The following is a 26,674-nucleotide window of genomic DNA, read 5'->3' as shown; positions in this document are numbered from 1 at the left end:
TATCCCGGCTTCGTCGATGTGAATGGCGATTGCGTCATTTGGCGTCGCGAAAAATCTCGGCCGCATGCTAAGAAGGCGGCACGCAGGATCGCAGGGAGGCCCGGAATGAACGGCGAGAGCAAGAAAACGGCACGTTCGGACCTCGACGAAGCCGCGCTCTACTTCCACAAGCACCCGACGCCGGGCAAGCTCGAAATCCAGGCCACCAAGCCGCTTGGCAACCAGCGCGACCTGGCGCTCGCCTATTCGCCCGGCGTGGCGGCCCCTTGCCTCGAAATCCGCGACGATCCGGCGACCGCGGCCGACTACACGGCGCGCGCCAATCTGGTCGGCGTCGTTTCCAACGGCTCGGCCGTGCTCGGCCTGGGCAATATCGGCCCGCTCGCTTCCAAGCCGGTCATGGAAGGCAAGGCGGTCCTGTTCAAGAAATTCGCAGGCATCGACGTCTTCGACATCGAGATCGACGCGCCCGAGATCGAGCGCATGGTCGAAACGGTGGCGGCGCTGGAACCGACCTTCGGCGGCATCAACCTCGAGGACATCAAGGCGCCGGAATGCTTCGAGGTCGAAGAGCGACTGAAGGCCCGGATGGGCATACCGGTTTTCCATGACGACCAGCACGGCACCGCCATCATCGTCGCCGCCGCAGTGCTCAACGGCCTGGAATTCGCCGGCAAAACCATTGCCGACATCAAGATCGTCACTTCGGGCGCGGGTGCGGCGGCATTGGCCTGCCTCAACCTGCTGGTCTCGCTCGGCGCCAAGGTCGAGAACATCTGGGTCACCGACCGTTTCGGCGTCGCCTATAAGGGGCGCACGGATGAGATGGACCGCTGGAAAGACCCTTATGTGAAGGACACGGAGGCGCGCACGCTGGCCGACGTCATATCGGGCGCAGACGTGTTCCTCGGGCTTTCGGCCGCCGGCGTGCTGAAGCCGGAATTGCTCCAGCACATGGCGCCGAAGCCATTGATCCTGGCGCTGGCCAATCCCAATCCGGAAATCATGCCGGAAGTGGCGCGGGCGGCGCGCCCCGACGCGATGATCTGCACGGGCCGGTCCGATTTTCCAAATCAGGTCAACAACGTACTGTGTTTTCCTTACATCTTCCGCGGCGCGCTGGACTGTGGCGCCAGCGCCATCAATGAGGAGATGAAGATGGCCGCGGTGCGGGCCATCGCCGCCCTTGCCCGCGAAGAACCTTCGGATGTCGCCGCGCGCGCCTATTCCGGCGAGACGCCGGTGTTCGGACCCGAATTCCTGATCCCCTCGCCCTTCGATCCGCGGCTCATCCTGCGCATCGCCCCGGCCGTCGCCAAGGCGGCCTGCGACACCGGTGTCGCGACAAGGCCGATCAGCGACTTCTCCGCCTATATCGACAAGCTCAACCGCTTCGTCTTCCGCTCCGGCCTGGTGATGAAGCCGGTGTTCTCGTCGGCCAAGGCGTCGAGCGCCAAGCGCGTCATCTATGCCGACGGCGAGGACGAGCGCGTGCTGCGCGCCGCGCAGGTGGTTTTGGAGGAAGGCATCGCCGAGCCGATCCTGATCGGCCGTCCGCACGTCATCGAGGTGCGATTGAAGCGCTACGGACTGCGCATCAAGCCCGGCGTCGACTTCGGCCTGATCAACCCGGAGGACGATCCGCGCTACCGCCATTACGTCGACCTCCTGATCGAGCTGGCCGGCCGGCGCGGCGTGACGACGGAGGCCGCGCGCACCATGGTGCGCACCGACAACACGGTGATCGCGGCCCTCGCATTGAAGCGCGGCGACGCCGACGCCATGGTCTGCGGCCTCGAAGGGCGTTTCGAGCGGCACCTGCGCAACGTCACGCTGATCATCGGGCCACGAACCGGCATCAAGGACCGGGATCTGTCGACGCTGTCCATGCTGATCTCGCAACGCGGCATCATCTTCCTGACCGACACCCATGTTTCTGTCGACCCCACCGCCGACGAGATCGCCGAAATGACCGTGCTGGCGGCCGAGGAGATCCAGCGCTTCGGCATCGAGCCCAAGGCGGCGCTGCTGTCGCATTCGGATTTCGGCTCGCGCGATTCGCCGAGTGCGCTCAAGATGCGGCAGGCGGCGGCGATCCTGGCGCGCATCGCGCCCGAGCTGCAATGCGACGGCGAGATGCATGCCGATTCCGCGCTGTCGGAACATCTGCGCCAGCGCGTCTATCCGCATTCGCGTCTGAAGGGCGAAGCCAATCTCCTGGTATTCCCTAACCTCGATTCCGCCAACATCACGCTGACCGCGCTCAGGACCATGATGGATGCCCTGCATGTCGGCCCGATCCTGCTCGGCACCGACAAGCCGGCGCATATCCTGACGCCCTCGGTGACCTCGCGCGGCGTCGTCAACATGACAGCGCTTGCGGTGGTCGAGGCCGCCCACAAGGCGCAGGCTGTCGTCGATCTGGGCTGAACGCCGATTCGGGGGTAAACTGCCGTTTAACCACGAGCACGTAGCGTACGGCGGAACAATCAGGCGGGTTTCGGCGGATGATGGGCAAAGGGTGGAAGCAGGCGCATCTTGCCGTGCTGCTTGGCCTGCTGCTTTCGGGCGCCGCCGTCTCCGAGCCGCAGGCCGCCTCGCGTGTCTGCCGCCAGCTCGAGACCGATCTTGCCGCGACCTCGCGCGGCAGTGGCGGCCCGGCCCTGATCCGGAAATATGACGCCGCGATCGACCGGCAACGCGAGCAGATTTCAAAGGTGCGCGGCCAGTCCAGCAGCGCCGGCTGCGGCTTCTCTCTATTCAGCCGCAATGTCAGCCAATGCGCTGGGTTCAACGCCACCATCGAGCGCATGAACGCCAATCTCGATAGCTTGCAGGCCAAGCGCGCCCGCCTCGCCGGCGGCGGTTCGCGGCGCGATCGCGCACGCATCCTGGCCGCGCTCGACACCAATGGCTGCCGCGAGGACGCGGTGGCGCCCCGCCGCGAACTCTTGCGCGAAGCGAAACGGGAACAAGGCAACGGCAATCTGTTCGACCAGCTGTTCGGCGGCGACACGCGCCGGCTCGATACGCTCGACCAATCTGACGATCCCGACGAGGAGCGCAATATCCGCCGCGTGCCGGGCCGGTCCGGCATACCGGATTTTCCGGGCGTCGGCGGCGAGTTCCGTACCACCTGCGTGCGCACCTGCGACGGCTACTTCTTCCCGATGTCGAATGCCGCCTCGGTCGGCGATTTCGAGCGCGACCAGAAGAACTGCGAATCGAGCTGTCCCGGCACCGAGATCCAGGTCTTCTATTCGCGCGGCATGGGCGACGATTCAGCCGACATGACATCGTCGGTCACCGGCCGACCCTACAGCGAACTGCCGACGGCTTATCTTTACAAGCAGCCCAACCTGTCGCGGCCGCCGGCCTGCGGCTGCAACGCCGCGCAGAACTTCCAGATCATCGGCGGCAATCCGCCAAGCCAGCAACAGTCGCGGCCGCAAACGGAGGGCGCCCCGTTCATTCCGGTGCCTGCCTCCAAACCCGATCCAGGTGCCGATCCCGAGACGCTGGCAAACGCCGCAGGCGGGCTGGACCGCGACGCAATCAAGCGGCTTGCGGTCAAACCGGTCACATCGCCGGTCTCGGTGTTGCCGCCGGAACAGCGGAAGGTCAGGGTCGTCGGGCCAACGTTCCTTCCCGACCCATCAGCGGCAATAGATCTGCAAGCTCCGGTCCCGAGGTCAGTCCGGTAAGGGCGAGCCTCAGCGGCATGAACAGCGCCTTGCCCTTGCGGCCGGTCGCTTCCCTGATCTTGGCCGTCCAGTCCTTCCAGACGGTCCCGTTCCAAGGCTCCTCGGGCAGCAGATCGATGGCCTGGTGAAGAAAATCTCGATCGGCGTCGGAAAATTCCAGCTTCTCCTGCGGCCCTTCGCGCAGGATGCGCCACCAGCCGACAGCATCGGCCAGCCTGTCGAGATTGCCGCGCACAGCCAGCCAGAACGGTTCCGCCTGCTCGCCCGATATGCCGAGCACCACCAGCCGATTCTGCGCTTCGGAGAACGGCATTTGGTGCAGCAGCGTCCGGTTGAGCACGAAAAGCTCGTCCGGGTCGAACTTTGCCGCCGACTTCGAAGTCGCAGCCGGGTCGAAACGGCTGGCGAGTTCGGCCAGGTCGTGCGCGGCGGCGACATTCTCCGACGTGCCGACGAGCACGGCCAGCGATGCGACCGCCATCGGCTCGATGCCGTCCTCGCGCAGGCTTTCGATGGAGAGTGCGCCGGTGCGCTTCGACAGCCCCTCGCCCGAAACGGTGGTCAGCAGATTGTGGTGGCCGAATTCCGGCGGCTCGGCACCCAGCGCCCGGAACAGCGCGATCTGCACGCCGGTGTTGGTGACGTGGTCGTCGCCGCGGATGACATGGCTGACGCCCATCTCGATATCGTCGACGACGGATGGCAGCGTATAGAGATAGGTGCCGTCCTCGCGCACCAGCACCGGGTCCGACAGCGAGGCGAGATCGACGGTTTCCTGCCCGCGCACCAGGTCGTTCCAATGGATTTCGGTGCGCTCCGGCTGCTGCGGATCGCCGGTGAAATTGGGCAGCAGGAAGCGCCAGTGCGGCCGGCGGCCATCGGCCTGATATTCGGCGATCTGTTCCGACGTCAGCGTCAGCGCTTCGCGGCCATAGACCGGCGGCAGGCCGCGCGTACGGCGCACCTTGCGCCTGAGGTCGAGCTCCTCCGGTGTTTCATAGCAGGCATAGAGAACGCCCGCCGCCTTCAGCCGCTCGACCGCCGCGTCATAGATCTCGAAGCGACGCGACTGGTATTCGGTGGTGTCGGGAAAGATGCCAAGCCAATGCAGGTCGTAAAGGATGGCGTCGGAAAATTCCTGCTTCGAGCGCGCGACATCGGTGTCGTCGAAGCGCTGGATGAAGCGCCCCTTATGGTTCATGGCGAACAGCCAGTTGAACAGGGCGGTGCGCGCATTGCCGATATGGATGCGGCCTGTCGGTGAAGGGGCGAAACGAACGGTAACTGTCATGAGCGGGGCGTACCGGATGCTTTTGTGATTGACAAGACGCGCCCCCGTGCCGTGCCGCAGACATAGAACATGGCGCAAGCAATGAAAAGACTTGGCGGACGCGGCTCCGCCCGCGATCACATGTCCCGCGCCGCCCGCCCGTCAAGCCGCCGGCGCCTGATGGGATGGCCTCCGGGCCAGAGCCGGAGGCCATCCCCGATCAGGTGACAAGTCCCTTGGTCAATTCGAGCGCCTGGCGCTCGAACAGGCGGCGGTAGATGCCGCCCGGCAGCCGGATCAGCGCGTCATGCGAGCCTTCCTCGGCGATCTTGCCGCGATCGAAGACCAACAGCCTGTCGAGCGCCCGCACCGTCGAAAGCCGGTGCGCGATGACCAGCGTGGTGCGGCCGACCATCAGCCGCTCCATCGCCTGCTGGATCAGCACCTCCGATTCTGAATCGAGGCTCGACGTCGCCTCGTCCAGGATCAGGATGCGCGCATCGGCGAGGAACGCGCGCGCGATCGCCACGCGCTGGCGCTCGCCGCCCGACAGCTTCACGCCGCGCTCGCCGACGAGCGTGCCGTAGCCCTTCGGCAGGTTGGCGATGAAGTCGTGCGCGCTCGCCAGCTTCGCGGCGTGCTCGATCTCGGCCTGCGTGGCGCCAGGCCGGGCATAGGCGATGTTTTCGGCCAGCGAGCGGTGGAACAGGATCGGCTCCTGCTGCACGATGGCGATCTGCGCGCGCAGCGACGCCTGCGTCACCTCCGAAATGTCCTGGCCGTCGATCAGGATCCGGCCGGCGTTCACGTCATAGAGCCTCTGGATCAGCTTGACGAAAGTCGTCTTGCCCGACCCGGAATGGCCGACCAGCCCGACCCGCTCGCCCGGCGCGATATCGACCGAGAAATCGCGATAGAGCGGCGAACGGTGACTGCCATAATGGAAGGTGACGTCGTCGAAGGCGATGCCCCCTTGCGTGATGCGGATCGGTCCGGCGCCGGGCCGATCCTCGATGCCGAGCGGTTCGGACTGGAAATCGACCAGTTCCTCCATGTCGTTGATCGAGCGCTGCAGGTTGCGGATATGCGTTCCGATATCCCTGAGATAGCCTTGCAGGACGAAGAAAGAAGTCAGCACGAAGGCGACGTCGCCGGCCGTTGCCTGCCCCCACGACCACAGCATCAGCGCCAGGCCGATGACCGCCGCTCTCATCACCAGCAGCAGCACCCCTTGCGTGGTACCGTTGATGGTGCCGCGCACCCAGGTGCGCCGCGTGCGGGCACGCCATTTGGCGACGACCTTCGCAAGCCGGTTCTCCTCGCGCTCCTCGGCGCCAAACCCCTTGACCACGGCGTTGCAGCTCACCGCGTCGGCCAGCGAGCCGCCAAGGCGCGTGTCCCAGGTGTTGGCGAGCCTGGCCGCCGGCGCGACATAACCAAGCGACAGCATCGCCGTGACAGCGATGAACAGCACCGAGCCGGCGGCGACAACCGCTCCCATCAGCGGCCAGAACCAGCCCAGCAGCAGCGTCGAGCCGACGAGCATGACGATCGACGGCAGCAGCGCGATCAGGATCGTGTCGTTGAGCAGGTCCAACGCCCACATGCCGCGCGTCACCTTGCGCACGGTCGATCCGGCGAAGCTGTTGGCGTGCCAGTCGGTGGAAAAGCGCTGGACACGGTGGAAGGCGGCGGCGGCGATGTCGGCCATCATCTTCAGCGTCAGTTCGACGATCCCCATGAAGGCCAAATTGCGCAGGACGACACCCGCCAGCGCCAACGCCATCAGCATGGAAAACGCGGTCATCGCGGCATTCCAGGCGATCTCGTCGGCGCCGGCGCTGCTGGCGACGGCATCGACCAGCCGGCCGGAATAGAGCGGCGTCAGCACATCGGCCAGCGTCGACAGCAGGAAACCAGCCATGATCAGCGAAAGCCGCCAGGGCTGGCGCCGCCAGTGGGTGAAAGTAAAGCCAAGAACGCTGCGAAAGGCGCTTGCGCGCAAATCGATTCGAAAACGAGCCATGATGTCATTCGGGCGCAAAAAGCCCGATCCCGGTAAGGTCGAAAATTGAAAAAACCGCGCAAGGGGCTCAATGCCCGGGAATGCGGAGGTTCGGTTATGAATGGCCACTTGCCCGAAGGCGGCGACCGGCATCGGCAAAGGCCTGTTCTCGATCCGGCTCCGTTCCGAGGGTGAAAACCCTGCGGCGCGCCGGTCGGGACCTAGGCTTCGCGGCCTCGCATAACGATGTCAAATCCTGGCATTCGGTCCTCCCTAAAGGGAATCGCGGAGAGGCCCTTATAGAGATGCCTCATCGCATCGCCAAGGCTGGCGGTCACCAAAAACGGCATCTGGTCCAAGCACTGGGATAAATTTGCAACAACGGCAAAGGCGCTTGGTCAGCGGATCGGCTTACGATCGAGGCGCATGTACCGGCCATCGGTCGATGCCTTGAATCCCAGTCTTTCATAAACCCCATGCGCGTCGCTGGTCGATAGGCTCCAGTGCGAAACGGTGCGGAGCTCGGGGTGATCGATCAGTGCCTGCACCAGCCGCGAGCCGATGCCCTGCCCGCGATGCTGCGGCCAGACGATGATATCGGCCAGATAGGCGAACACCGTGCGGTCGGTGATCGCCCTGCCGAATCCCACCTGGCTGCCGTCGATATAAGCCGCGGCGCAGAGCGAATTGGCAAAGGCGCGGCGGTGCGTTTCGTCGCTGCGCCCGCCGCCCCAATAGCTTGCCATCAACAGGTCGGATGTCGCCCTGAAGTCGATCCGTGACAGATCGAAGCTGATCTCACAGTCAGGCATCGCTACCCCTCGCCTGCGGCATGACGCGAATTTCGGCCGGAAACGGTGTCTAGCCGCGGTCCCTAAACCGGTTGGTGATGGGATAACGGCGGTCGCGGCCGAAATTCTTCCTAGTGATCTTCACGCCGGGCGCCGCCTGCCGGCGTTTGTATTCGGCGACGTAGAGCAGGTGCTCGATGCGCGTCACCGTCGCCCGGTCATGGCCGCGCGCGACGATGTCGTCGACGCCCATCTCGTTCTCGACCAGGCATTCGAGGATGTCGTCCAGCACCGGATAGGGCGGCAGCGAATCCTGATCGGTCTGGTTCTCGCGCAGTTCCGCCGACGGCGCCTTGTCGATGATGTTCTTCGGGATCACCTCGCCCGACGGTCCGAGCGCGCCCGGCGGCACGTGGCTGTTGCGCCAGCGCGACAGTGCATAGACCTGCATCTTGTACAGGTCCTTGATCGGATTGAAGCCCCCATTCATGTCGCCATAGAGCGTTGCATAGCCGACCGACATCTCGCTCTTGTTGCCTGTCGTAACCACCATCGAGCCGAATTTGTTGGAAATCGCCATCAGGATGGTGCCGCGCGCGCGGCTCTGCAAGTTCTCCTCGGTGATGCCTTCCTTGGTGCCTTCGAAAAGCTGCGTCAGCGCATGAAGGAAACCTTCGACCGGCTCGAAGATCGGCACGATGTCATAGCGGCAGCCGAGTGCGCGGGCACAGTCTTCAGCATCCTTGAGCGAATCCTTCGACGTATAGCGGTAAGGCATCATTACCGCGCGCAGCCGCTCCTCGCCCAGCGCATCGACGGCAAGGGCCGCGCAGATGGCCGAATCGATGCCGCCCGACAGGCCGAGCACGACGTTCTTGAAACCGTTCTTGTTGACGTAGTCGCGCAAGCCCAGCATGCAGGCGCGGTAGTCGGCCTCCTCCCGTTCGGGGATCTTCGACATCGGTCCTTCCGAACAGACCCAGTTTTCGCCCTGTCTCCTCCAGGTGGTGATGTCGACCGCCTCCTCGAACTGGCTCATCTGGAAAGCAAGCCGCTTGTCGGCACCTATGGCAAACGACGCGCCGTCGAAGATCAGCTCGTCCTGGCCGCCGAGCTGGTTTGCATAGATCATCGGCAGCCCGCATTCGATGACCTGGCGGATGACGACCTGGTGGCGCACATCGATCTTGGCGCGGTAGTAGGGCGAGCCGTTCGGCACCAGCAGGATTTCCGCGCCGCTCTCGGCCAGCGTCTCGCAGACGCCGATGTCGCCCCAGATGTCCTCGCAGATCGGGATTCCCAGACGCACGCCGCGGAAATTGACGGGCCCCTGGATCTCCGGTCCGGCCTGGAAGACGCGCTTCTCGTCGAACTCGCCATAATTCGGCAGATCGAGCTTATAGCGCTCGGCGATGATCTTGCCGCCATCGGCGAAGACGATCGAGTTGTGGGTGCCGGTCTTGCGCTTCAGCGGCGTGCCGATGATGACGCCGGGACCGCCATCGGCGGTGTCGGCGGCAATCTCCTGCGCGGCCCGCTCGCAGGCCTTCAGGAAGGCCGGCTTCAGCACCAGATCCTCAGGCGGATAGCCGGCGAGGAAAAGCTCGGTGTAGAGCACGAGATCGGCGCCTTGACGCGCGGCATCCGCCCTCGCCTCGCGGGCCTTGGCGAGATTGCCGGCGACGTCGCCGACTGTCGGATTGAGCTGGGCAACGGCGATGCGCAGTATGTCGGGCTTCTTGGTCATGCTGCTGACTTAGCGCGGCAAAATTCGCCCCGCAATGGCGTTTGCTTGGGCCAATTTCGACATCAGTCGTTGCCCATATAGTCGCGCAGCGCCTGCGGCGAATGGTTCTCCCCGATCGACATCGCCAGGATGCGCGAAATGTGCCGGCGCGGCAGGCCGGTATCCGCAACCCAACGGTTGACCTGGGCCTGGATCTTGTCGAGATCCTTCTTCGACGTCGGGCTTTCGGCGATATCAAGCCCGGCATCGCGAAGGGCGGCCGCCATATCGGCCGAAATGACGAAGGCGTCCCAACCCAGCCAGCGCAGGAAATACTGGCCGGTATTGCCGCCGAGCCGGCTCCCATGCTTGCCGAGATAGGCCATCAGCCCGACCTGGTCGTCGGCGGGCCACTCGGCGAGGAATGTGCCGAAGCCGCCATGCTCTTTTGACACGCGCTCGACGAAGGCAGCGTTGTCGCGAACAGATTTGATCTTCTGCGGATTGCGCACGATGCGCTGGTCGGATGCCAGTTCATGCCAGAAATCGTCAGGCTGGAACAGCAACCGCTTCGGCTCGAAGCGCAGGAACGCCTCTTCGAATCCGGGCCATTTCTGCTCGATGACGCGCCAGACGAAACCGGCGGCGAAGACGCGCTCGGCCATCGTCGACAGGATACGGTCATCGCCGATGTCGGCCACGGCGGCGTTGTCGGGAATCGGCCCGAGCAGCGAGACCAGTTCCTCCTCGCCGCCCTTGCGCTTTGCGGCGCGAGCGCGAATTTTCATGAAGTCGACCATAAGTCCCTCCGGTTCCCATCAAATCTAGCACTTCCCGCGCGGGCCGGCAGCCTCTACGTCTATCGCCAGCCAAGCCCTTGGAGACGGCCATGAACAAGACAATCGACGATCTGGCGAACCGCTGGCTGAGACGAAAGCCGGACGGTCTCAGCGCCCTGGAGAACCGGGTGCTGCAGTCGACGCTCGAGCGCACAACGATCTCCAGGGACACCAACAAGGCCGTCGCCTTCCACCAGACCTTTGGCGACCGCCTTGCCGATAGCATCGCCCGCATTGGCGGTTCCTGGTCGTTCATCCTTGGCTTCATTGCCTTCCTGATCGTCTGGACATCAGCCAATGCCTGGCTTCTGGCGCGCGACGCCTTCGACCCCTACCCGTTCATCTTCCTCAATCTCGTCCTGTCCATGGTCGCGGCGCTGCAGGCGCCGGTGATCATGATGGCGCAGAACCGCCAGACCGAGCGCGACCGCATCGATGCCGCCCACGACTACGAGGTCAATCTGAAGGCCGAGATCGAGATCATGGCGCTGCATGAAAAGCTGGACGAAATGCGCCACGGCCAGATCATCGGCATGCGCGACGAGATCGTGCGGCTGACCGAACTGGTCAAGCGGATCGACGAGAGGCTGTCGCAGCAATCGCCGTCATGAGCGACGCGATCCATCATTTCATCGAACAATACGGGCTGATCGCCGTTTTTCTGGGCTGTGTCGCGGAGGGCGAGAGTGCCGCCATACTCGGCGGCTTCTTCGCCCATCAGCATATCTTCGTCCTCTGGCAGACTGTCGTCGTGGCAGCGCTTGGGGCCTTCGCCGGCGACACCTGCTTCTTCATCCTGGGGAGAAGTTTCGCGGACCATCGCTATGTCGTCGGGTTGCGCAAGCGGCCCGGCTTCCGCCGCGCCTATCGTCTGCTCAACACCCATCCCAACATCTTCGTGCTGTCGAACCGCTACGTCTATGGCATGCGCCTGGTCGGTGGCATCGCGGCCGGCCTGTCGAACATCGCCGCACCCCGCTTCATCGTCTTGAACGCCATTTCCTCGGCAGTCTGGGCGGTGCTGTTCAGCACCATCGGCTATGTCTTCGGGTTGGGCGCCGAGCATTTCATCGGCCAGGCGCTGCTTCGCCATGAGCGGATATTGGTGGGCCTGGCTATCGGCCTGGCCGTGGCCGTACTCGCCTGGCTCATCGCCCGCCATTTCGCCCGAAAGGAACGCGCCAGGGAAAACTGACCGCCGGCCGGCGGTCGAAAGCTCAGATCGGCAGCCCGACGATACGCTCGATGATCGCGATGCCCCAGACGCCGGCGACGATCGCCACGGAGATCAGTACCGCCAGCGAACCGCAGTCCTTGGCCAGCTGGATGTCGACATTGAATTCGCGGCTAAAGGCATCGCAGGCCGCTTCGATGCCGGTGTTCAGCACCTCGACCATGATCAGGAGCAGCACCGCGCCGATCAGCAGCGCGTAGCCGCGCCACGACACCGAAACGAACCAGCCGATCGGAAGGGCAAGGGCGAGCAGCGCCAGCTCCTGCTGGAAAGCTTTTTCAGTTGCAGCCAGCTTGCGGAACGCCCGCAGCGAGTTGAAATAAGCGTCGATCAGCCGCTGCATGCCAAACCCCTTTGCGAATCACCGGCACGGGATAAAGCAATGGCCCGATCAATGGAATAAGCTGGCTCGCCCAAAATTCATTCGTCGGCGACCTTCACCGATGGGGTCGACTTCTCGAATTGAGGCAGCGCGTCGTCGATCGAATAATAATCGCCCTTGTCACCCACGAATATGTGGCATTGGCCCTTGAGGCCTGTCGGTTCATCGAACGATCCCGCCAGAACCGAAACATAGGCGTCGTCCCGCGGTTTCCAGAAAAGCAGCGATCCGCATGTCTTGCAAAAACCGCGCCCGGCGAAGGCGGACGCCTCATACCAGGTGATGTTGTCGGCGCCGTCGATATCGATATTGGCGTCCGGGACATTGGTTGCGGCATAGAAATGTCCACTCTGCTTGCGACATTGCGAGCAATGGCAATAGATGACGCCGCGCAACGGCCCTCGTGTCCTGAAGCGAACCGCTCCGCAGAGACACGATCCCGTATGATTTTCACTCATCGCACCATCCCAAAAGAAATCGCTGCTGACAGGATCCCAGCTTTTCGGTGGCTGCGCGCAAGAAAATGCGACATGCATTTGGCGCGCTCGGGAATTGTTTGTTCACGGATGAAGGCGTGTAAAGCCGGAATCAGCGAAAAACAGGCCGGATTCAGCGGATTAAGGAAACTTTAGCGCTGCTGCATCTATGATCCTCGCAAGCGAAAGTCGTGAGTGGGGACGCGCCTTCTTCGCAAGATGGACTGGAATGGCCAGCGTTCCCCAGGTCGGCGACATTGGATGCCTGCGAATGCCGCAGCGTGTTCCCGGGGAAGAGTGAACAGAACATGCAGCCGGCAGCCGCCCAGAGCGAACGAAGCACCGATATTGCGAGCACTGTCCTGGCCACAATGCGCCAGCTCGGCGTGCTCGGCCTGCCACGCAACTACGAGATCTTCTACGAGGCCTTGAGCGGATCCAATCGCGAGCTCAGCCTTGCCGTCGTGTCGCTGAGCGGCCGACCGACACAGGACGACATCGACCAGATCGGACGCGCCTTCTTTGCCCAGAACCATGGCTCCGGCATCGTCGAGCATGCCAGGGAAGTCATCGCCAACGAACTCGAGGACATCGCTTCGCTGCTGAGGAGCGAGCGCAGCCACATCGAGAAATACGGCAGGATCCTCAACGAAACGTCGAGCGGACTCGGCAGAAACAGCCTGCTGTCGCCGGATGTTCTGCAGAAGATCGTCAACGCCATGGCGGTCGCCACCCATTCGACGATCGATCATGGCCGGCAAGTTGCCTCGACGCTCAGCGACAAGACCGCGGAACTGGAAAGCGTCAAGTCGAAGCTCGAGGAATACAAGCGCCTGGCCGACACCGACCCCCTGACGCAAATCTGGAACCGTCGCGCCTTCGACAAGGAAATCACCAGGATCTACAACAGCAACAAAGGCATCCTGTTCAATGCATTGATCCTCGCCGACATCGATCGGTTCAAGGACATCAACGACAGGTACGGCCATCCCGTCGGCGACAAGATCCTCCAGATCATCGCCGATATATTCCAGACCAGCATTCGCGCCGACATGTTCGTCGCCCGCACCGGCGGCGAGGAATTCGCGCTGATCGTCGAGGGCGCAAGCGAGGACGCCACCTACGAAATCGCCGAACGCATTCGCGCGCTGATCGAGCAGTCGCCTTTCACCAGCAGCCAGACCGGCATGAATTACGGCACCGTCACCGTCTCGATGGGAATCTGCATGGCATCCGAAGCCGAGGGCCCTGAAGACCTCTACAGCAAGGCAGACCGGGCGCTTTACCGCTCAAAGGTCAGCGGCCGTAACCGCGTGACCAGGCATTCGGCAATGGCGGGCCGCGCCGGCAAGAGCTGGCTGCTCTACAAGCAAGACTGATTTTTCGGCAGGAAGCGCTTTTCCTGTGAACTGCTTTGGACGGGTCAGCCGTTGGCGACCTGCTTGTGTTGCACCGGGTGGCTTTTCTTGAGCAGGTCCGACACCAGGAACGCCAGTTCGATGGCCTGGTCGGCATTGAGGCGCGGGTCGCAATGGGTGTGATAGCGGTCCTGCAATTCCTCGGCGGTGATGGCGCGGGCGCCGCCGGTGCATTCAGTCACGTTCTTGCCGGTCATCTCGACATGGATGCCGCCCGGATGCGTGCCTTCGGCGCGGTGCACCTCGAAGAACGTCTGCACCTCCTTCAGGATGCGGTCGAACGGCCGCGTCTTGTAGCCGGCCGCCTCGATCGTGTTGCCGTGCATCGGGTCTGACGACCAGACGACGCTGCGGCCTTCCTTCTGCACCGCCCGCACCAGCTTCGGCAGATGCTCGGCGACCTTGTCGGAACCGAAGCGCGCGATCAGCGTCAGCCTGCCTGGCTCGTTCTCGGGGTTGAGCAGGTCGATCAGTTCCAGCAAGCCGTCCGGCGTCAGCGACGGGCCGCATTTCAGGCCGAGCGGGTTCTTGATGCCGCGGCAATATTCGACATGCGCATGGTCCGGCTGGCGGGTGCGGTCGCCGATCCAGATCATGTGGCCAGACGTCGCGTACCAGTCGCCGGAGGTGGAATCGACACGCGTCAGCGCTTCCTCATAGCCGAGCAGCAGCGCCTCATGGCTGGTATAGAAATCAGTCTCGCGCAGCGCGAAATTGGTTTCGGAGGTGATGCCGACCGCGCGCATGAAATCCATCGTCTCGGTGATGCGATTGGCGAGCGACTCGTATTTTTCGGCCTGCGGGCTGTCGGAGACGAAACCGAGCATCCAGCGATGCACATTCTCCAGGCTGGCGTAGCCGCCCTGCGCGAAGGCGCGCAAAAGATTGAGCGTTGCCGCCGACTGACGGTACGCCATTTCCTGGCGGGCAGGATCGGGAATGCGCGACTTGAGGTCGAATTCGATGCCATTGATGATGTCGCCGCGATAGCTCGGCAGCGTCACCTCGCCCTTGGTCTCGTTGTCGGACGAGCGCGGCTTGGCGAACTGGCCCGCAACGCGGCCGATCTTCACCACCGGCTGCGCACCGGCGAAGGTCAGCACCACCGACATTTGCAGGAACACGCGGAAGAAGTCGCGGATGTTGTCCGCGCCATGTTCGGCAAAGCTTTCGGCGCAATCGCCGCCCTGGAGCAGGAATGCCTCGCCGGCAGCGACGCTGGCCAGTTGCTTCTTCAGCTTGCGCGCCTCGCCGGCAAAAACCAGCGGCGGAAAGGTGGCGAGCTGGGCCTCCGTGTTCTTCAGCGCGGCAAGGTCCGGATAAGCAGGGACCTGCTTGATCGGCTTTGCCCTCCACGAATTCGGCGACCATTTCGTCATCGCTGCACCCAACGCTCTTTCCGGCAAGCACCCTCGCCCGCCATTTCCAGCCCCCATGTGGGGTGGCGGCTCCATACACGAAGCCGATTTCCTATTCTAGACCGGAATTTCAGCGCTGGCGAATGGGCCGGGCTGGCTACGCCGCCTTCTCTACCAGCCGCGCCAGTTGCGTCATGACGACAGCCGAGCCCGCCAAACGCTTTTCCGCCGTTGGCCAGTCGCGGGTGAAGACGACACTTTGGTCCGGCCGGATCTTTGCCAGCGAGCCTTGCTCGCCGATAAATTTGACCAGTCCGACCGGGTTGGAAAACTCGCGCTTGCGGAAATGGATGACCACGCCCTTCGGCCCGGCATCGAGCTTCTCGACATTGGCCTTGCGGCAGAGGGCTTTGATGAAGACGATCTTGAGCAGATGCTTCACCTCCTCCGGCAGCGGGCCGAAACGGTCGATCAGCTCGGCGCCGAAAGCATCGATTTCCTCGGTGCTCTCGAGGTCGCCGAGGCGCCGATAGAGCGCCAGCCTGAGCTGCAGGTCCGGCACATAGCTCTCCGGGATCATCACCGCCGTGCCGACGGCGATCTGCGGCGACCAGCCGCCATCCAGCACCTCGCCGGAATCCTTCACCTCCGCGACCGCCTCCTCCAGCATCTGCTGGTAGAGCTCGAAGCCGACTTCCTTGATGTGGCCGGACTGCTCTTCGCCGAGCAGATTGCCTGCGCCTCTGATATCGAGATCGTGGCTGGCGAGCTGGAAGCCGGCGCCCAGCGTGTCGAGCGACTGCAGCACTTTCAGTCGACGTTCGGCGGTGTCGGTCAGCTTGCGGTTGGCCGGCAGTGTGAGCAGTGCGTAGGCGCGCACCTTCGAGCGCCCGACACGGCCGCGCAACTGATAGAGCTGCGACAGGCCGAACATGTCGGCGCGATGGACGATCAGCGTGTTGGCGGTCGGGATGTCGAGGCCGGATTCGACGATGGTGGTCGACAAGAGAACGTCGTACTGGCCGTCGTAGAAGGCGTTCATGATGTCGTCGAGTTCGCCCGGCGGCATCTGGCCATGGGCCACCGCCACCTTCAGTTCCGGCACGGATTGGTTCAGGAAATCATGGATTTCCGCCAGATCGCTGATGCGCGGCACGACATAGAAGGAATGGCCGCCGCGATAACGCTCGCGCAACAACGTCTCGCGAATGACCAGCGGATCGAAGGGCGAGATGAAGGTGCGCACCGCCATGCGGTCGACCGGCGGCGTGGCGATCAGCGACAGTTCGCGCACGCCGGTCAATGCCAGTTGCAGCGTGCGCGGGATAGGCGTCGCCGACAGCGTCAGCACGTGGACGTCGGTCTTCAGGTCCTTCAGCCGTTCCTTGTGCTTGACGCCAAAATGCTGCTCTTCATCGATGATCAGTAGGCCGAGATTCTTGAACGAGATCGCGCTGCCGAGCAGCGCGTGGGTGCCGACCACGATATCCACCGTCCCTTCGGCAATGCCCTTCTTGGTCTCTGCCAGATCCTTTGCGCCGACCAGCCGCGATGCCTGGGCGACGCGGATCGGCAGGCCGGAAAAGCGCTGCGAGAAGGTCTTGAAATGCTGGCGGGACAACAGGGTTGTCGGCACGACGACCGCCACCTGGAACCCTTCCATCGCCGCGATGAAGGCGGCGCGCAGCGCCACCTCGGTCTTGCCGAAACCGACATCGCCGCAGATCAGCCGGTCCATCGGCTTGCCGGCCGCCAGATCGTCCCTGACGGAATCGATCGCCGTCTGCTGGTCATCGGTCTCCTCATAGGGGAAGCGCGCGGCGAACTCGCCATAGAGGCCTTCCGCCGGCACCAGCGGGGGTGCAGCGCGCATCTGCCGTTCGGCGGCGATGCGGATCAACTGCCCGGCCATGTCGAGCAGGCGTTTCTTCAGCCGCGCCTTGCGCGATTGCCAGGCGCCGCCGCCGAGTTTGTCGAGTGTCGCCTCGGCTGTGTCAGAACCGTAGCGCGACAGGAGCTCGATGTTTTCCACCGGCAGGAACAGCCGGTCGTCGCCGGCATAGTGGATTTCCAGGCAATCATGCGGCGCCCCGACGGCTTCGATTGTGCGCAGGCCGATGAAGCGGCCAATGCCGTGGTCGGCATGGACGACGATGTCGCCAGCCGACAGGGCCGAGGCTTCGGCAATGAAGTCGGACGCGCGCTTCTTGCGCTTGGAGCGCCGGATCAGCCGGTCGCCCAAAATGTCCTGTTCGGCGACGACGACCAGTCTTTCGGTCTCGAAACCGGATTCCAGCGGCAGCACCGCCAACGCCGCTTGCCCCGGCTCGAGTTTCTCCGCCTCCGCCAAGGTCGCCACCGGCGCAAGATTGCCCAGACGATGTTCAGTGAGAATCTGGCCGAGCCGGTCGAGCGAGCCCTCCGTCCAGCCGGCGACGATGACACGGCGGCGTGCCGCGCGTTCGTCGGCGATGTGCTTCACCACGACGTCGAAGACATTGACGTTGGGGTCGGCGCGCTCTTCCGCGAAGCTGCGGCCATGGCGCGAGCCGGCGTGGAAGACCTTTCTTGCTCCCGCATCCGGTGCGTCGAAGGCGGTGAAGTCGATCGCTTCGCGCGGTCCGAGAGAAGCGACGAGATTTTCCGGCGAGAGGTAAAGCAGGTCCGGCGCCACCGGCTTGTAGGGCACCGCGTCCTTCAGCGCACCTTCGGCCTGCTTCTTGCGCGCTTCGTAATGATCGAGGATCAGCGTGTGGCGTTCGGCAAGCGCTTCATGCGCCAGATGGTCGAAAACGACAGGCGTGTCCGGCAGATAGTCGAACACGGTCTCCAACCGCTCGTAGAAGAACGGCAGCCAATGTTCCATGCCCGCGAAGCGCCGGCCTTCGCTGACCGCGGCGTAAAGCCCATCGTCCCGCGACGGCGCGCCGAACGCTTCGATATAGGCGCGGCGGAAGCGGCTGATCGTCTCGGGCGTCAGCGCCACCTCGCTCATCGCCTGCAGCGCCATGGACTTGCGCTGCCCGGTGGTGCGCTGCGTGGCCACGTCGAAGACGCGGATCGATTCCAGCGTATCGCCGAAAAAATCCAGCCTCAGCGCCTCGGTCCAGCCAGGCGCGAACAGGTCAAGGATGCCGCCGCGCACGGCGAACTCGCCGATGCCGCGCACCGTCGGCACCCGCTCGAAGCCCGATGTCTCCAGCCGCGACACCAGCGCGTTCATATCGATCTGGTTGCCAGGTTTGGCGTGAAAGGTCTGCGCCTCGATGAGATCCGCGGGCGGAATGCGCTGGAGCAGCGCATTGGCGGTGGTGAGAATGACGGCGCGATGCGGCTTCCTCGCCAGCGCGATCATGGCGGCGAGCGCGTCGAGCCGCCGGGCGGCCGCATCCGAGCCGGGCGAGACGCGGTCATAGGGCAGGCAGTCCCAGGCGGGCAGTTCCAGCACGGGCAGGCCGGGAGCGGCAAAGGCCAGCGCCTCTGTGATTGCCGGCAGGCGCTGCCCGTCGCGCGCCACGAACAGCACCGGCTTGTCGGGCGCGATCTCGCGCGCCGCCTGCACCAGCGCGAAGGCTTCATAGCCGTCGGCGACGCCGTCGACGATGAACTGGCCGGCACGGCCTTTCGGCAAGCCGATGGTGGGAATGAGGCTCATGGAAGCGTTCTTCAAAAGGTCATTGTCCGGCGTGAAGCCATGATTTTTTGCAGGACCGCACAATCAATTTCGGCGGGAACAGGACGTTCGCCGGTGATCAAGGGCAGGAACTCGGTGTCGGGAATATCGAGGAGCTTTTCATATTGGTCGATTTCATCGCCGGTCAAGGCGCCGATCTCAGCATCGGCGAAGGTGCCAAGGATAAGGTCCATCTCGCGCATGCCGCGGTGCCAGGAGCGAAACAAGAGCTTGCGGCGGCGGGCGTCGAGCCCCTCGCTTGATCGTTTCGTTCCCGTCATTGTGCCGCATCCTCGCTTGCTGCGGCGCATATAGCGTGGATAGAAGAGGCTGTCAGCCTTGCGCTGCAGCCGTCGCGACATAAGCTGACATCATGCGTCCTTCCATCCTTGACCCGCTTTTCGTCCCGATCACGTCGCTCGCCGGTGTCGGGCCGAAGGTCGGTGCGCTGATCGAAAAAGTCGTCGCGGCCGATCTCGGCGACCGAGCGGCGCGCGCCGGCGATCTTCTGTTCGTGCTGCCGCATACCGTCATCGACCGCCGCAACCGGCCGGGCATTGCCGGCTCGGCCGAAGGCGCCATTGTCACGCTCGACCTGCGCATCGACCGCCACCAGCCGCCGCCGCGCGGCAACAGGTCGGTGCCTTACCGGGTCTACGCCCATGACGATACCGGCGAAGTGGCGCTGACCTTCTTCCACGCCCATGCTGCCTATCTGGAAAAATCGATGCCTGTGGGCGAGCATGTCGTGGTCTCCGGACGCATGGAATGGTTCAACGGGCGCCCGACCATGGTCCACCCGGATCATATCGCCTTGGCCGGCGACGCCGAAAACCTGCCGCTGGTCGAGCCGGTCTATCCGCTCACGGCGGGGCTGTCCGCCAAGGTGCTGCGCCGCGCCATCGGCCAGGCGCTCGGCCGTCTGCCGGAACTGCCTGAGTGGCAGGATGGTGCTTTCATGCGCCGCCAGAGTTTCCCGTCTTTCGGTGACGCGCTGGCCCGCATCCATCATCCCGCGGACCCGATCGATGTCGCCATCGAAGGCGCCGCATGGCGGCGCCTCGCCTATGACGAGTTGCTGGCGGGCCAGGTGTCGCTCGCCCTGGTCCGGTCGAGGGTCCGCAGGCTGTCCGGCCGGCCGCTCACCGGCGACAGCCGGATCGTCGACAAGCTGCGCGCGGCCCTGCCCTACACATTGACCGCGTCCCAGGAATTCGCGCTCGCCGAAATCAATGCAGACCTCGCCGACCCCGAGCGCATGCTGCGCCTCCTGCAAGGCGACGTCGGCTCCGGCAAGACGGTCGTCGCGCTGCTGGCCATGGCGCGTGCCGTCGAGGCTGGCGGCCAGGCTGCCCTGATGGCGCCGACCGAAATCCTGGCGCGCCAGCATCTGGCGACGATCGCCCCTTTGGCGGAACGGGCAGGCATGCGCACGGCCATCCTCACCGGTCGCGAAAAGGGCCGCGAACGCGCCGAAACGCTGGCGGGACTGGCCGGCGGCGAGATCGACATCGTCATCGGCACGCACGCGCTGTTCCAGGAAACGGTGGCGTTCCACGATCTTGTCCTTGCCGTCGTGGACGAGCAGCATCGCTTCGGCGTTCACCAGCGGCTTGCCATCACCGCCAAGGGCGACGCGCCAGACATGCTGGTGATGACGGCAACCCCCATTCCGCGCACGCTGGTGCTGACCGCCTTCGGCGACATGGACGTCTCCAAGCTGACGGAAAAGCCGGCCGGCCGCCAGCCGATCCGCACCGTCACGCTGCCGCTTGAGCGGCTGGACGAACTCGTCGATCGCATGGTGGAAGCGGTGGCCGGCGGCCAGAAAATCTACTGGATATGCCCGCTCGTGGAAGAATCCGAAGAGATAAAGCTGATGTCGGCCGAAGACCGCTTTGCTTCCTTGAAGCCGCTGTTCGGCGACCGGATCGGCCTTGTCCATGGCCGCATGAAGGGCGCCGAGAAGGACGAAGCGATGCGCGCCTTCAAGCAAGGCGAGACGCGCATCCTGATTGCCACAACCGTCATCGAGGTCGGCGTCGACGTGCCGGACGCGACCATCATGGTCATCGAACACGCCGAACGTTTCGGCCTCGCCCAGCTGCACCAGTTGCGCGGCCGCGTCGGGCGCGGCGACAAGCCTTCGTCCTGTGTATTGCTCTACAAGGATCCGCTCGGCGAAACGGCCAAGCGGCGCCTGTCGGTGATGCGCGAGACCGAGGATGGCTTCGTGATCGCCGAGGAGGACCTGAAGCTGCGCGGCGAAGGCGAATTGCTTGGCACCCGTCAGTCCGGCACGCCGGGCTTCCAGGTCGCGCGCATCGAGGCGCATGCGGACCTGCTCGAAGCGGCCCGCGATGACGCAAGACTGATCCTGTCGCGTGATCCGGACCTGCAGACCGAGCGCGGCGAAGCGCTGCGCCTGCTGCTCTACTTGTTCGGCCGCGACGAGGCGGTGCGGCTCCTGCGGGCGGGATAAGGCCCGAGCGGCGGATTGGCCAGGGTGCCCGTGATCGGCTCGCCATTCAGCATCACCAGCTTCGTTTTCACCTCCGGCGCCACCAGCCCGGCCGAGACGATCAGCTTGGCGCCATCCTCGATCGTCATGTCGAGCAGCACGATGTCCGATTTCGGCACATACATCAGGAAGCCCGTCGTCGGATTGGGCGTGCAAGGCATGAAGACAGCGGTCAGCGGATCGCCTTCCTGGTCAAGCTTCTGGTTGATCTCGGTTTCCTTTTCGCTGGCCACGAACACCAGCGACCAGACCCCCTTGCGCGGATATTCGACCAAGCCGACCTGGCGGAACATGTCACCTTTGTTCGACAGCACGGTTTCGAAAATCTGCTTCAGCGAGCGATAGATGCCCCGCACCAGCGGCATGCGGCCAAGCAGGCGCTCGCCGAAATTGACGATGGCACGGCCGACGATATTGGCGGTCATGAACCCGATCAGCGTGATCAGGACGAGCGCCACGATCAGCCCGAACCCCGGAACCTGGAACGGCAGATAGGTATCGGGACTGTAGCGTGCCGGAATATAGGGTTTGACCCAGGAATCCACCCAACCGATGAAGGACCACGCGATATAGGCGGTGATCGCCAGCGGCGCGCAGACGACGAAGCCTGTGAGGAAATAGTTCCTCAGCCGGGTCATGCCGGAGGTCTTGAGAGCATCTGACATGGTTCACCGGGGCGCGAGTTGCAGCGCAAACACTAGTGAACCGGAAGGCGCTTTGGAACTGCGAAGTTTTTAAAGCACCTGTTTAAAAAACGCCTACTCCACCGTCACCGATTTCGCCAGATTGCGCGGCTGGTCGACGTCGGTGCCCATGAAAACGGCGGCGAAATAGGCCAGCATCTGGATCGGCAGCGCGTAGATGATCGGCGAGATGATTTCCGGCACGTCCGGAAGGATGATCGTCTCCATCGTCTTCACGCTCGCCTGCGCGGCGCCCTTGGCGTCGGTGATCAGGATGATCTTGCCGCCGCGCGCCGCCACTTCCTGCATGTTGGACACCGTCTTCTCGAAGATGCGGTCATGCGGTGCGATGACGATGACCGGCATGTTCTCGTCGATAAGCGCGATCGGGCCATGCTTCAACTCGCCCGCGGCATAGCCTTCGGCGTGGATGTAGGAGATCTCCTTGAGCTTCAGCGCGCCTTCCATGGCGAGCGGGAAATTGGTGTCGCGTCCGAGATAGAGCACGTCCTTGTAGCGCGACAGGTCCCGCGCGATCCGTTCGATCTGCTCTTCGAGCTTGAGCACCTGGTTGGCATAGCGCGGCGCCTCGGAAAGCGCCCGCACCAGCGACTTTTCCTCGTCCCGCGAAATCGTGCCGCGCGCCACGCCTGCCCGGACGGCGAGCGAAGCCAGCACCGACAACTGGCAGGTGAAGGCCTTGGTCGAGGCGACACCGATCTCCGGCCCGGCCAGCGTCGGCAAGATGACGTCGGATTCGCGCGCCATGGTCGATTCCCGCACGTTGACGACGGCGCCGATCTTCATGCCGGCCTTGCGGCAATAGCGCAGCGAGGCCAGCGTGTCGGCGGTCTCGCCCGATTGCGAGATGAAGAAGGCGGCGTCGTTCTTCGACAGCGGCATTTCGCGGTAGCGAAATTCAGAGGCGACATCGATGTCGACCGGGAGCCGAGCGTAGCGCTCGAACCAGTATTTGCTGATCAGCCCGGCGAGATAGGCGGTACCGCAGGCCGAAATCGCCAGCCGGTTAATCGTAGCAAAGTCGAACGGCAGGTCGAGCGGCTTGGAGACGCCGGAAACAAAATCGACATAATGCGCCAGCGTGTGCGAGATCACCTCCGGCTGCTCATGGATTTCCTTCTCCATGAAGTGGCGGCGATTGCCCTTGTCGACCATGAAGCTGGTCGAGAGCGACTGCTGGCGCTTGCGGTCGACCTTTTCGCCGTCAATGTCGAAGATGGCGACACCGCTGCGGCGCACCACCGCCCAGTCGCCGTCTTCCAGATAGGTGATCGAATTGGTGAACGGGGCAAGCGCGATGGCGTCGGAGCCCAGGAACATCTCGCCGTCGCCATGGCCGACCGCCAGCGGTGGGCCGTTGCGAGCGCCAACGATGAGGTCCTCGTCGCCCGTGAACATGATCGCCAGCGCAAAGGCGCCTTCCAGCCGCTTGAGCGCCTTGTGCGCGGCATCGACCGGCTTCAAGCCTTTCGCGACTTCCCGCGCCACCAGATGCGCGACGACCTCGGTGTCGGTCTGCGACGAGAAGGAATAGCCGTCGCGGATCAGTTCGTCGCGCAGCTCGGCGAAATTTTCGATGATGCCGTTGTGGACGATGGCGACGCCATTGGAGAAATGCGGATGCGCGTTGGTCTCGTTCGGCACGCCATGCGTGGCCCAGCGGGTGTGACCGATGCCGATCGTGCCGTCGAGCGGCTCGTCCTTCAGCCTGCGCTCGAGATTGACCAGCTTGCCTTCGGCGCGGCGGCGGCCAAGCGCCCCCTTCTCTATGGTGGCGACGCCGGCCGAATCGTAGCCTCGATATTCAAGCCGCTTCAGCGCATCGACGATGAGCGGCGCAACCTGCGAATGGCCGACAATTCCAACGATACCGCACATGCAGACAGTCCCCAATCCCCGGCAGAACCCGGCGCTATCTACGGATTGCCGGGCTCTCGCGAAAGTTACTTTGCGTTTCGTTCCGTGTAATGGGAACAGTCTCGTACGCATGCATCATGACACAGCGCACTTGCAATCCAGTTACTGCAATCGTTCAGTTTTTGAAGACCGGTTTTACCTCTTTTTGGCAACCGCGGCCGACGCGAAGCGCTCGCGCAATTCCTTGCCTTTGCCGGGGATCGTCTTCTGGCGGGCACGCCCGAAGGCCAGCGCATCGTCGGGCACGCTTTCGGTGATGACGCTGCCCGAGGCGATATAGCCGCCCTTGCCAATGGTGACCGGCGCGACAAGCGAGGAATTCGATCCGACAAAGGCGCCCTCGCCGATATCGGTGAAGTGCTTCAGATAGCCGTCATAATTGCAGGTGATCGTGCCGGCGCCGATGTTGGCCCCGGCGCCCACCCGCGCGTCGCCGATATAGGTCAAATGGTTGACCTTGGCGCCCTCCTCGATGACGGCCTGCTTGACCTCGCAGAAATTGCCGACCTTGGCTTTCTGTTTGAGATCGGCGCCCGGCCGCAGCCGCGCGAAGGGGCCGACATCGCAATGAGCGGCGACGATGGCGCCTTCGATATGGCTGAAGGCGTGAATCCTGGCGCCGCCTGCAATCTTCACACCGGGCCCGAACCAGACGTTCGGCTCGACAATAGTATCGGCGCCGATCTCGGTGTCGTGCGAGAAATACACCGTTTCTGGTGCGATCAGCGTCACGCCCGAAAGCATCGCTTCCTGCCGGCGGCGTGCCTGCCAGATGCCTTCGGCCTGCGCCAGCTCGGCGCGGTTGTTGATGCCGAGCGCATTCTCGAAGCTGGCTTCCGTGGCGACGACATCGAGGCCCTGGTTACTGGCAAGCTCGACGATATCGGTGAGATAGTATTCGCCCTTGGCGTTCCTGTTGCCGACGGCGTCGAGCAGTTTCATCGCCTGGCTGCCGGCAATCGCCATCAGCCCGCCATTGCAGAAGGTGATCTTCTTCTCCTCGTCGGAGCAGTCCTTTTCCTCGCGGATGGCGACGAGCTTGCCACCTTTTTCGATCAGGCGGCCATAGCCGGTGGGGTTCGCCGTGCGGAAGCCGATGACCACGACGGCAGCACCTTGCGCCAGCTTCAGGCGCGCGGCCGTGAGGGCGTCCGGATCGATCAGCGGCGTATCGCCGAACATGACGAGGATATCGTCGTAACCTTTTGATATAGCAGCGCGCGCGGCAAGCACCGCATGCGCAGTGCCGAGGCGCTTTTCCTGCACGAAAGCCTCTACCTCCGGCGCGAATTTCTGCGCCGCCTTGCGCATCTCCTCGGCGCCGTGGCCGATCACCAGCGCAAGGTCGCCGGCGCCCGCTGCCTCGGCCGCCTTGACCACATGCGCGACCATCGGCAGCCCGGCGATCTGGTGCAGCACCTTGGGCAGCGCGCTCTTCATGCGCGTGCCTTCGCCGGCGGCGAGGATGACGGATAGGCATGTTCTCTGGTTCATGGAAGGACAACCATAGGAAAAGCGTTGGGAATCAAATCATGCTAGCAGTGGGCGCCATGCTGCACCAATGCGGTTAAATTCCGGTGAGATGGTGAGCAGCCGACTCTTAATCAGCGGGTCACAGGTTCAATCTTGTGCGCACCCGATACCGACAGCCTTATCCCAGCCGGCCCAGCAGCGGAAAATTCTCCAGCAGCCAATACGACACGGCCTGCACCCCGCCGGTGAGGAAAAACACGCCGGCGACGACCAGCAATGCGCCGATCGCCTTCTCGACGCGGCCGAGATGAACGCGGAATTTGCCGAGGAAACGCATGAAGGCGCCGGAAAACAGTGCCGCGATCAGGAATGGGATACCGAGGCCGAGCGAATAGGCGGCGAGCAGCAATGCGCCTTCGCCCACTGTCTCGCGGCCGCCGGCCAGCGTCAGGATCGGCCCCAGCACCGGGCCGATGCACGGCGTCCAGCCGAAGGCGAAGGCCAGTCCCATGACATAGGCCGCAACCGCGCTTGCCGGTTTGCCCTGCGACTGGAAACGCGCCTCGCGCGATAAAAGCGGAATGCGCAGGATGCCGAGGAAATTCAGCCCCATCAGGATGATCAGCACGCCGGCGCCCATTGCCAGCGGCTCCTGCCAGACGCGCAGGAGGCGGCCGATGCTCGAGGCGCCGGCGCCCAGCGCGACGAACACGGTCGAGAAGCCGAGCACGAAGGCAATCGAGGAATAAAGCAGCGCGGTACGGGCGCCGGCTTTGGCGGCTGCCCCGGCATTGCCGCGAAAATCGTCGACCGACACCCCGGCCATGTAGCAGAGATAGGGCGGCACCAGCGGCAGCACGCAAGGCGACAGGAACGAGATCGCCCCTGCCCCGACCGCGCTGACATAGCCTATATCCAGTGCCATTCCAGAACTCCGACTTTACGGGCCGATATAGCGACGCCCGGGCCCCTCTGCCAATCACCATTGTGTTGGCATGCCCGGGAATAAACGTCGGTACCTGCGCGTTGATCGAGCGAGGCCGCGATTGCCGCGCATCCTCGGATCAGCAGGGAGATTTCGATGAAAACCGTGACACTAGGGTTGGCCGCGCTTTTGCTCAGCACCGCCGCGTCTTTCGCAGCAGAGGCCTGGAAGGAGGCCGAGGTCGGCGGCACCAAGATC

At 63.8% G+C, this 26,674-nt stretch carries 21 protein-coding genes; 7 read left to right on the top strand and 14 right to left on the bottom strand.

Going from position 1 to position 26,674, the window contains the following annotated elements; all coding sequences use genetic code 11:
• The first annotated feature begins 105 nt into the window (after positions 1–105).
• Together FJ946_RS21905 and FJ946_RS21900 are read left to right on the top strand one after the other, a co-directional pair.
• A complete protein-coding gene (locus tag FJ946_RS21905) occupies positions 106–2,430 on the top strand; it encodes an NADP-dependent malic enzyme (RefSeq protein ID WP_140498933.1) in 2,325 nt (774 codons plus the stop codon).
• A gap of 77 nt (positions 2,431–2,507) precedes the next feature.
• Entirely contained in the window at positions 2,508–3,704 is a 1,197-nt protein-coding gene (locus FJ946_RS21900) for a DUF2865 domain-containing protein (RefSeq protein WP_140564474.1), read from the top strand.
• Here FJ946_RS21900 and gltX read toward each other — a convergent pair.
• Positions 3,622–4,995, bottom strand: a complete 1,374-nt coding sequence (gltX, locus tag FJ946_RS21895) for a glutamate--tRNA ligase (RefSeq protein ID WP_140564473.1) — start codon at positions 4,993–4,995, stop codon at positions 3,622–3,624. The two genes, FJ946_RS21900 and gltX, sit on opposite strands and share 83 nt — an antisense overlap.
• A gap of 199 nt (positions 4,996–5,194) precedes the next feature.
• Positions 5,195–6,898 carry an ABC transporter ATP-binding protein gene (locus FJ946_RS21890; RefSeq protein WP_224518947.1) on the bottom strand — a complete coding sequence of 568 codons (1,704 nt, stop codon included), beginning with the start codon at positions 6,896–6,898 and terminating at the stop codon, positions 5,195–5,197.
• Here FJ946_RS21890 and FJ946_RS31280 point away from each other — a divergent pair.
• Positions 6,897–7,049, top strand: coding sequence for a hypothetical protein (locus tag FJ946_RS31280; RefSeq protein WP_224518946.1), 153 nt, complete (start codon positions 6,897–6,899; stop codon positions 7,047–7,049). The two genes, FJ946_RS21890 and FJ946_RS31280, sit on opposite strands and share 2 nt — an antisense overlap.
• Positions 7,050–7,377: 328 nt before the next feature.
• Here FJ946_RS31280 and FJ946_RS21885 read toward each other — a convergent pair whose 3' ends face one another.
• The 3 genes from FJ946_RS21885 to FJ946_RS21875 form a co-directional block, all read right to left on the bottom strand.
• Complete coding sequence (locus FJ946_RS21885) at positions 7,378–7,791, bottom strand: GNAT family N-acetyltransferase (RefSeq protein ID WP_140564472.1); 414 nt, start codon at positions 7,789–7,791, stop codon at positions 7,378–7,380.
• Between the two features lie 49 nt (positions 7,792–7,840).
• On the bottom strand, positions 7,841–9,517 hold the full coding sequence (locus FJ946_RS21880) for an NAD+ synthase (protein ID WP_140498943.1): 1,677 nt from the start codon (positions 9,515–9,517) through the stop codon (positions 7,841–7,843).
• 62 nt (positions 9,518–9,579) lie between these two features.
• Positions 9,580–10,296, bottom strand: coding sequence for a DNA-3-methyladenine glycosylase I (locus FJ946_RS21875; RefSeq protein ID WP_140560905.1), 717 nt, complete (start codon positions 10,294–10,296; stop codon positions 9,580–9,582).
• A gap of 89 nt (positions 10,297–10,385) precedes the next feature.
• Here FJ946_RS21875 and FJ946_RS21870 point away from each other — a divergent pair, with 89 nt between their 5' ends.
• Both FJ946_RS21870 and FJ946_RS21865 read left to right on the top strand, forming a co-directional pair.
• Entirely contained in the window at positions 10,386–10,946 is a 561-nt protein-coding gene (locus tag FJ946_RS21870; protein WP_140498947.1) for a DUF1003 domain-containing protein, read from the top strand.
• Positions 10,943–11,530 (top strand): DedA family protein, encoded by a 588-nt coding sequence (locus tag FJ946_RS21865; RefSeq protein WP_140498949.1) that lies wholly within the window; start codon positions 10,943–10,945, stop codon positions 11,528–11,530. The genes FJ946_RS21870 and FJ946_RS21865 overlap by 4 nt, the downstream gene beginning before the upstream one ends.
• A gap of 22 nt (positions 11,531–11,552) precedes the next feature.
• On the opposite strand, the gene FJ946_RS21860 is transcribed toward FJ946_RS21865, so the two are convergent.
• Positions 11,553–11,912 (bottom strand): diacylglycerol kinase, encoded by a 360-nt coding sequence (locus FJ946_RS21860; RefSeq protein WP_140557810.1) that lies wholly within the window; start codon positions 11,910–11,912, stop codon positions 11,553–11,555.
• A 77-nt stretch (positions 11,913–11,989) separates the two neighbouring features.
• Entirely contained in the window at positions 11,990–12,409 is a 420-nt protein-coding gene (locus FJ946_RS21855; RefSeq protein WP_140560904.1) for a GFA family protein, read from the bottom strand.
• Between the two features lie 326 nt (positions 12,410–12,735).
• Here FJ946_RS21855 and FJ946_RS21850 point away from each other — a divergent pair, with 326 nt between their 5' ends.
• Positions 12,736–13,806, top strand: a complete 1,071-nt coding sequence (locus FJ946_RS21850; RefSeq protein WP_140564471.1) for a GGDEF domain-containing protein — start codon at positions 12,736–12,738, stop codon at positions 13,804–13,806.
• 44 nt (positions 13,807–13,850) lie between these two features.
• Here FJ946_RS21850 and FJ946_RS21845 read toward each other — a convergent pair whose 3' ends face one another.
• The 3 genes from FJ946_RS21845 to FJ946_RS21835 form a co-directional block, all read right to left on the bottom strand.
• A complete protein-coding gene (locus FJ946_RS21845; protein ID WP_140515265.1) occupies positions 13,851–15,224 on the bottom strand; it encodes a 3-deoxy-7-phosphoheptulonate synthase class II in 1,374 nt (457 codons plus the stop codon).
• A 136-nt stretch (positions 15,225–15,360) separates the two neighbouring features.
• The gene (mfd, locus tag FJ946_RS21840; RefSeq protein ID WP_140564470.1) at positions 15,361–18,858 is read right to left on the bottom strand and encodes a transcription-repair coupling factor; all 3,498 of its coding nucleotides are present in this window, start codon (positions 18,856–18,858) and stop codon (positions 15,361–15,363) included.
• Between the two features lie 11 nt (positions 18,859–18,869).
• On the bottom strand, positions 18,870–19,157 hold the full coding sequence (locus FJ946_RS21835) for a succinate dehydrogenase assembly factor 2 (RefSeq protein ID WP_140498959.1): 288 nt from the start codon (positions 19,155–19,157) through the stop codon (positions 18,870–18,872).
• 92 nt (positions 19,158–19,249) lie between these two features.
• On the opposite strand from FJ946_RS21835, the gene recG reads away from it, so the two are divergent.
• A complete protein-coding gene (gene recG / locus FJ946_RS21830) occupies positions 19,250–21,358 on the top strand; it encodes an ATP-dependent DNA helicase RecG (protein WP_140564469.1) in 2,109 nt (702 codons plus the stop codon).
• Here the strand turns inward: recG and FJ946_RS21825 are convergent.
• The 4 genes from FJ946_RS21825 to FJ946_RS21810 form a co-directional block, all read right to left on the bottom strand.
• Positions 21,310–22,062, bottom strand: a complete 753-nt coding sequence (locus FJ946_RS21825) for a DUF502 domain-containing protein (RefSeq protein WP_140498963.1) — start codon at positions 22,060–22,062, stop codon at positions 21,310–21,312. The two genes, recG and FJ946_RS21825, sit on opposite strands and share 49 nt — an antisense overlap.
• Before the next feature lie 93 nt (positions 22,063–22,155).
• Entirely contained in the window at positions 22,156–23,979 is a 1,824-nt protein-coding gene (gene glmS / locus FJ946_RS21820; RefSeq protein WP_140560900.1) for a glutamine--fructose-6-phosphate transaminase (isomerizing), read from the bottom strand.
• A gap of 174 nt (positions 23,980–24,153) precedes the next feature.
• Positions 24,154–25,512: a bifunctional UDP-N-acetylglucosamine diphosphorylase/glucosamine-1-phosphate N-acetyltransferase GlmU gene (gene glmU, locus FJ946_RS21815; protein WP_140557818.1), complete on the bottom strand. Its 1,359-nt coding sequence runs from the start codon at positions 25,510–25,512 to the stop codon at positions 24,154–24,156.
• Positions 25,513–25,669: 157 nt separating this feature from the next.
• The gene (locus FJ946_RS21810; protein WP_140498969.1) at positions 25,670–26,416 is read right to left on the bottom strand and encodes a cytochrome c biogenesis CcdA family protein; all 747 of its coding nucleotides are present in this window, start codon (positions 26,414–26,416) and stop codon (positions 25,670–25,672) included.
• Positions 26,417–26,674 lie beyond the last annotated feature (258 nt).

Source organism: Mesorhizobium sp. B2-4-7 (genome assembly GCF_006442685.1).
GTDB lineage: Bacteria > Pseudomonadota > Alphaproteobacteria > Rhizobiales > Rhizobiaceae > Mesorhizobium.
This window is presented reverse-complemented; position numbering and strand designations above follow the sequence as displayed.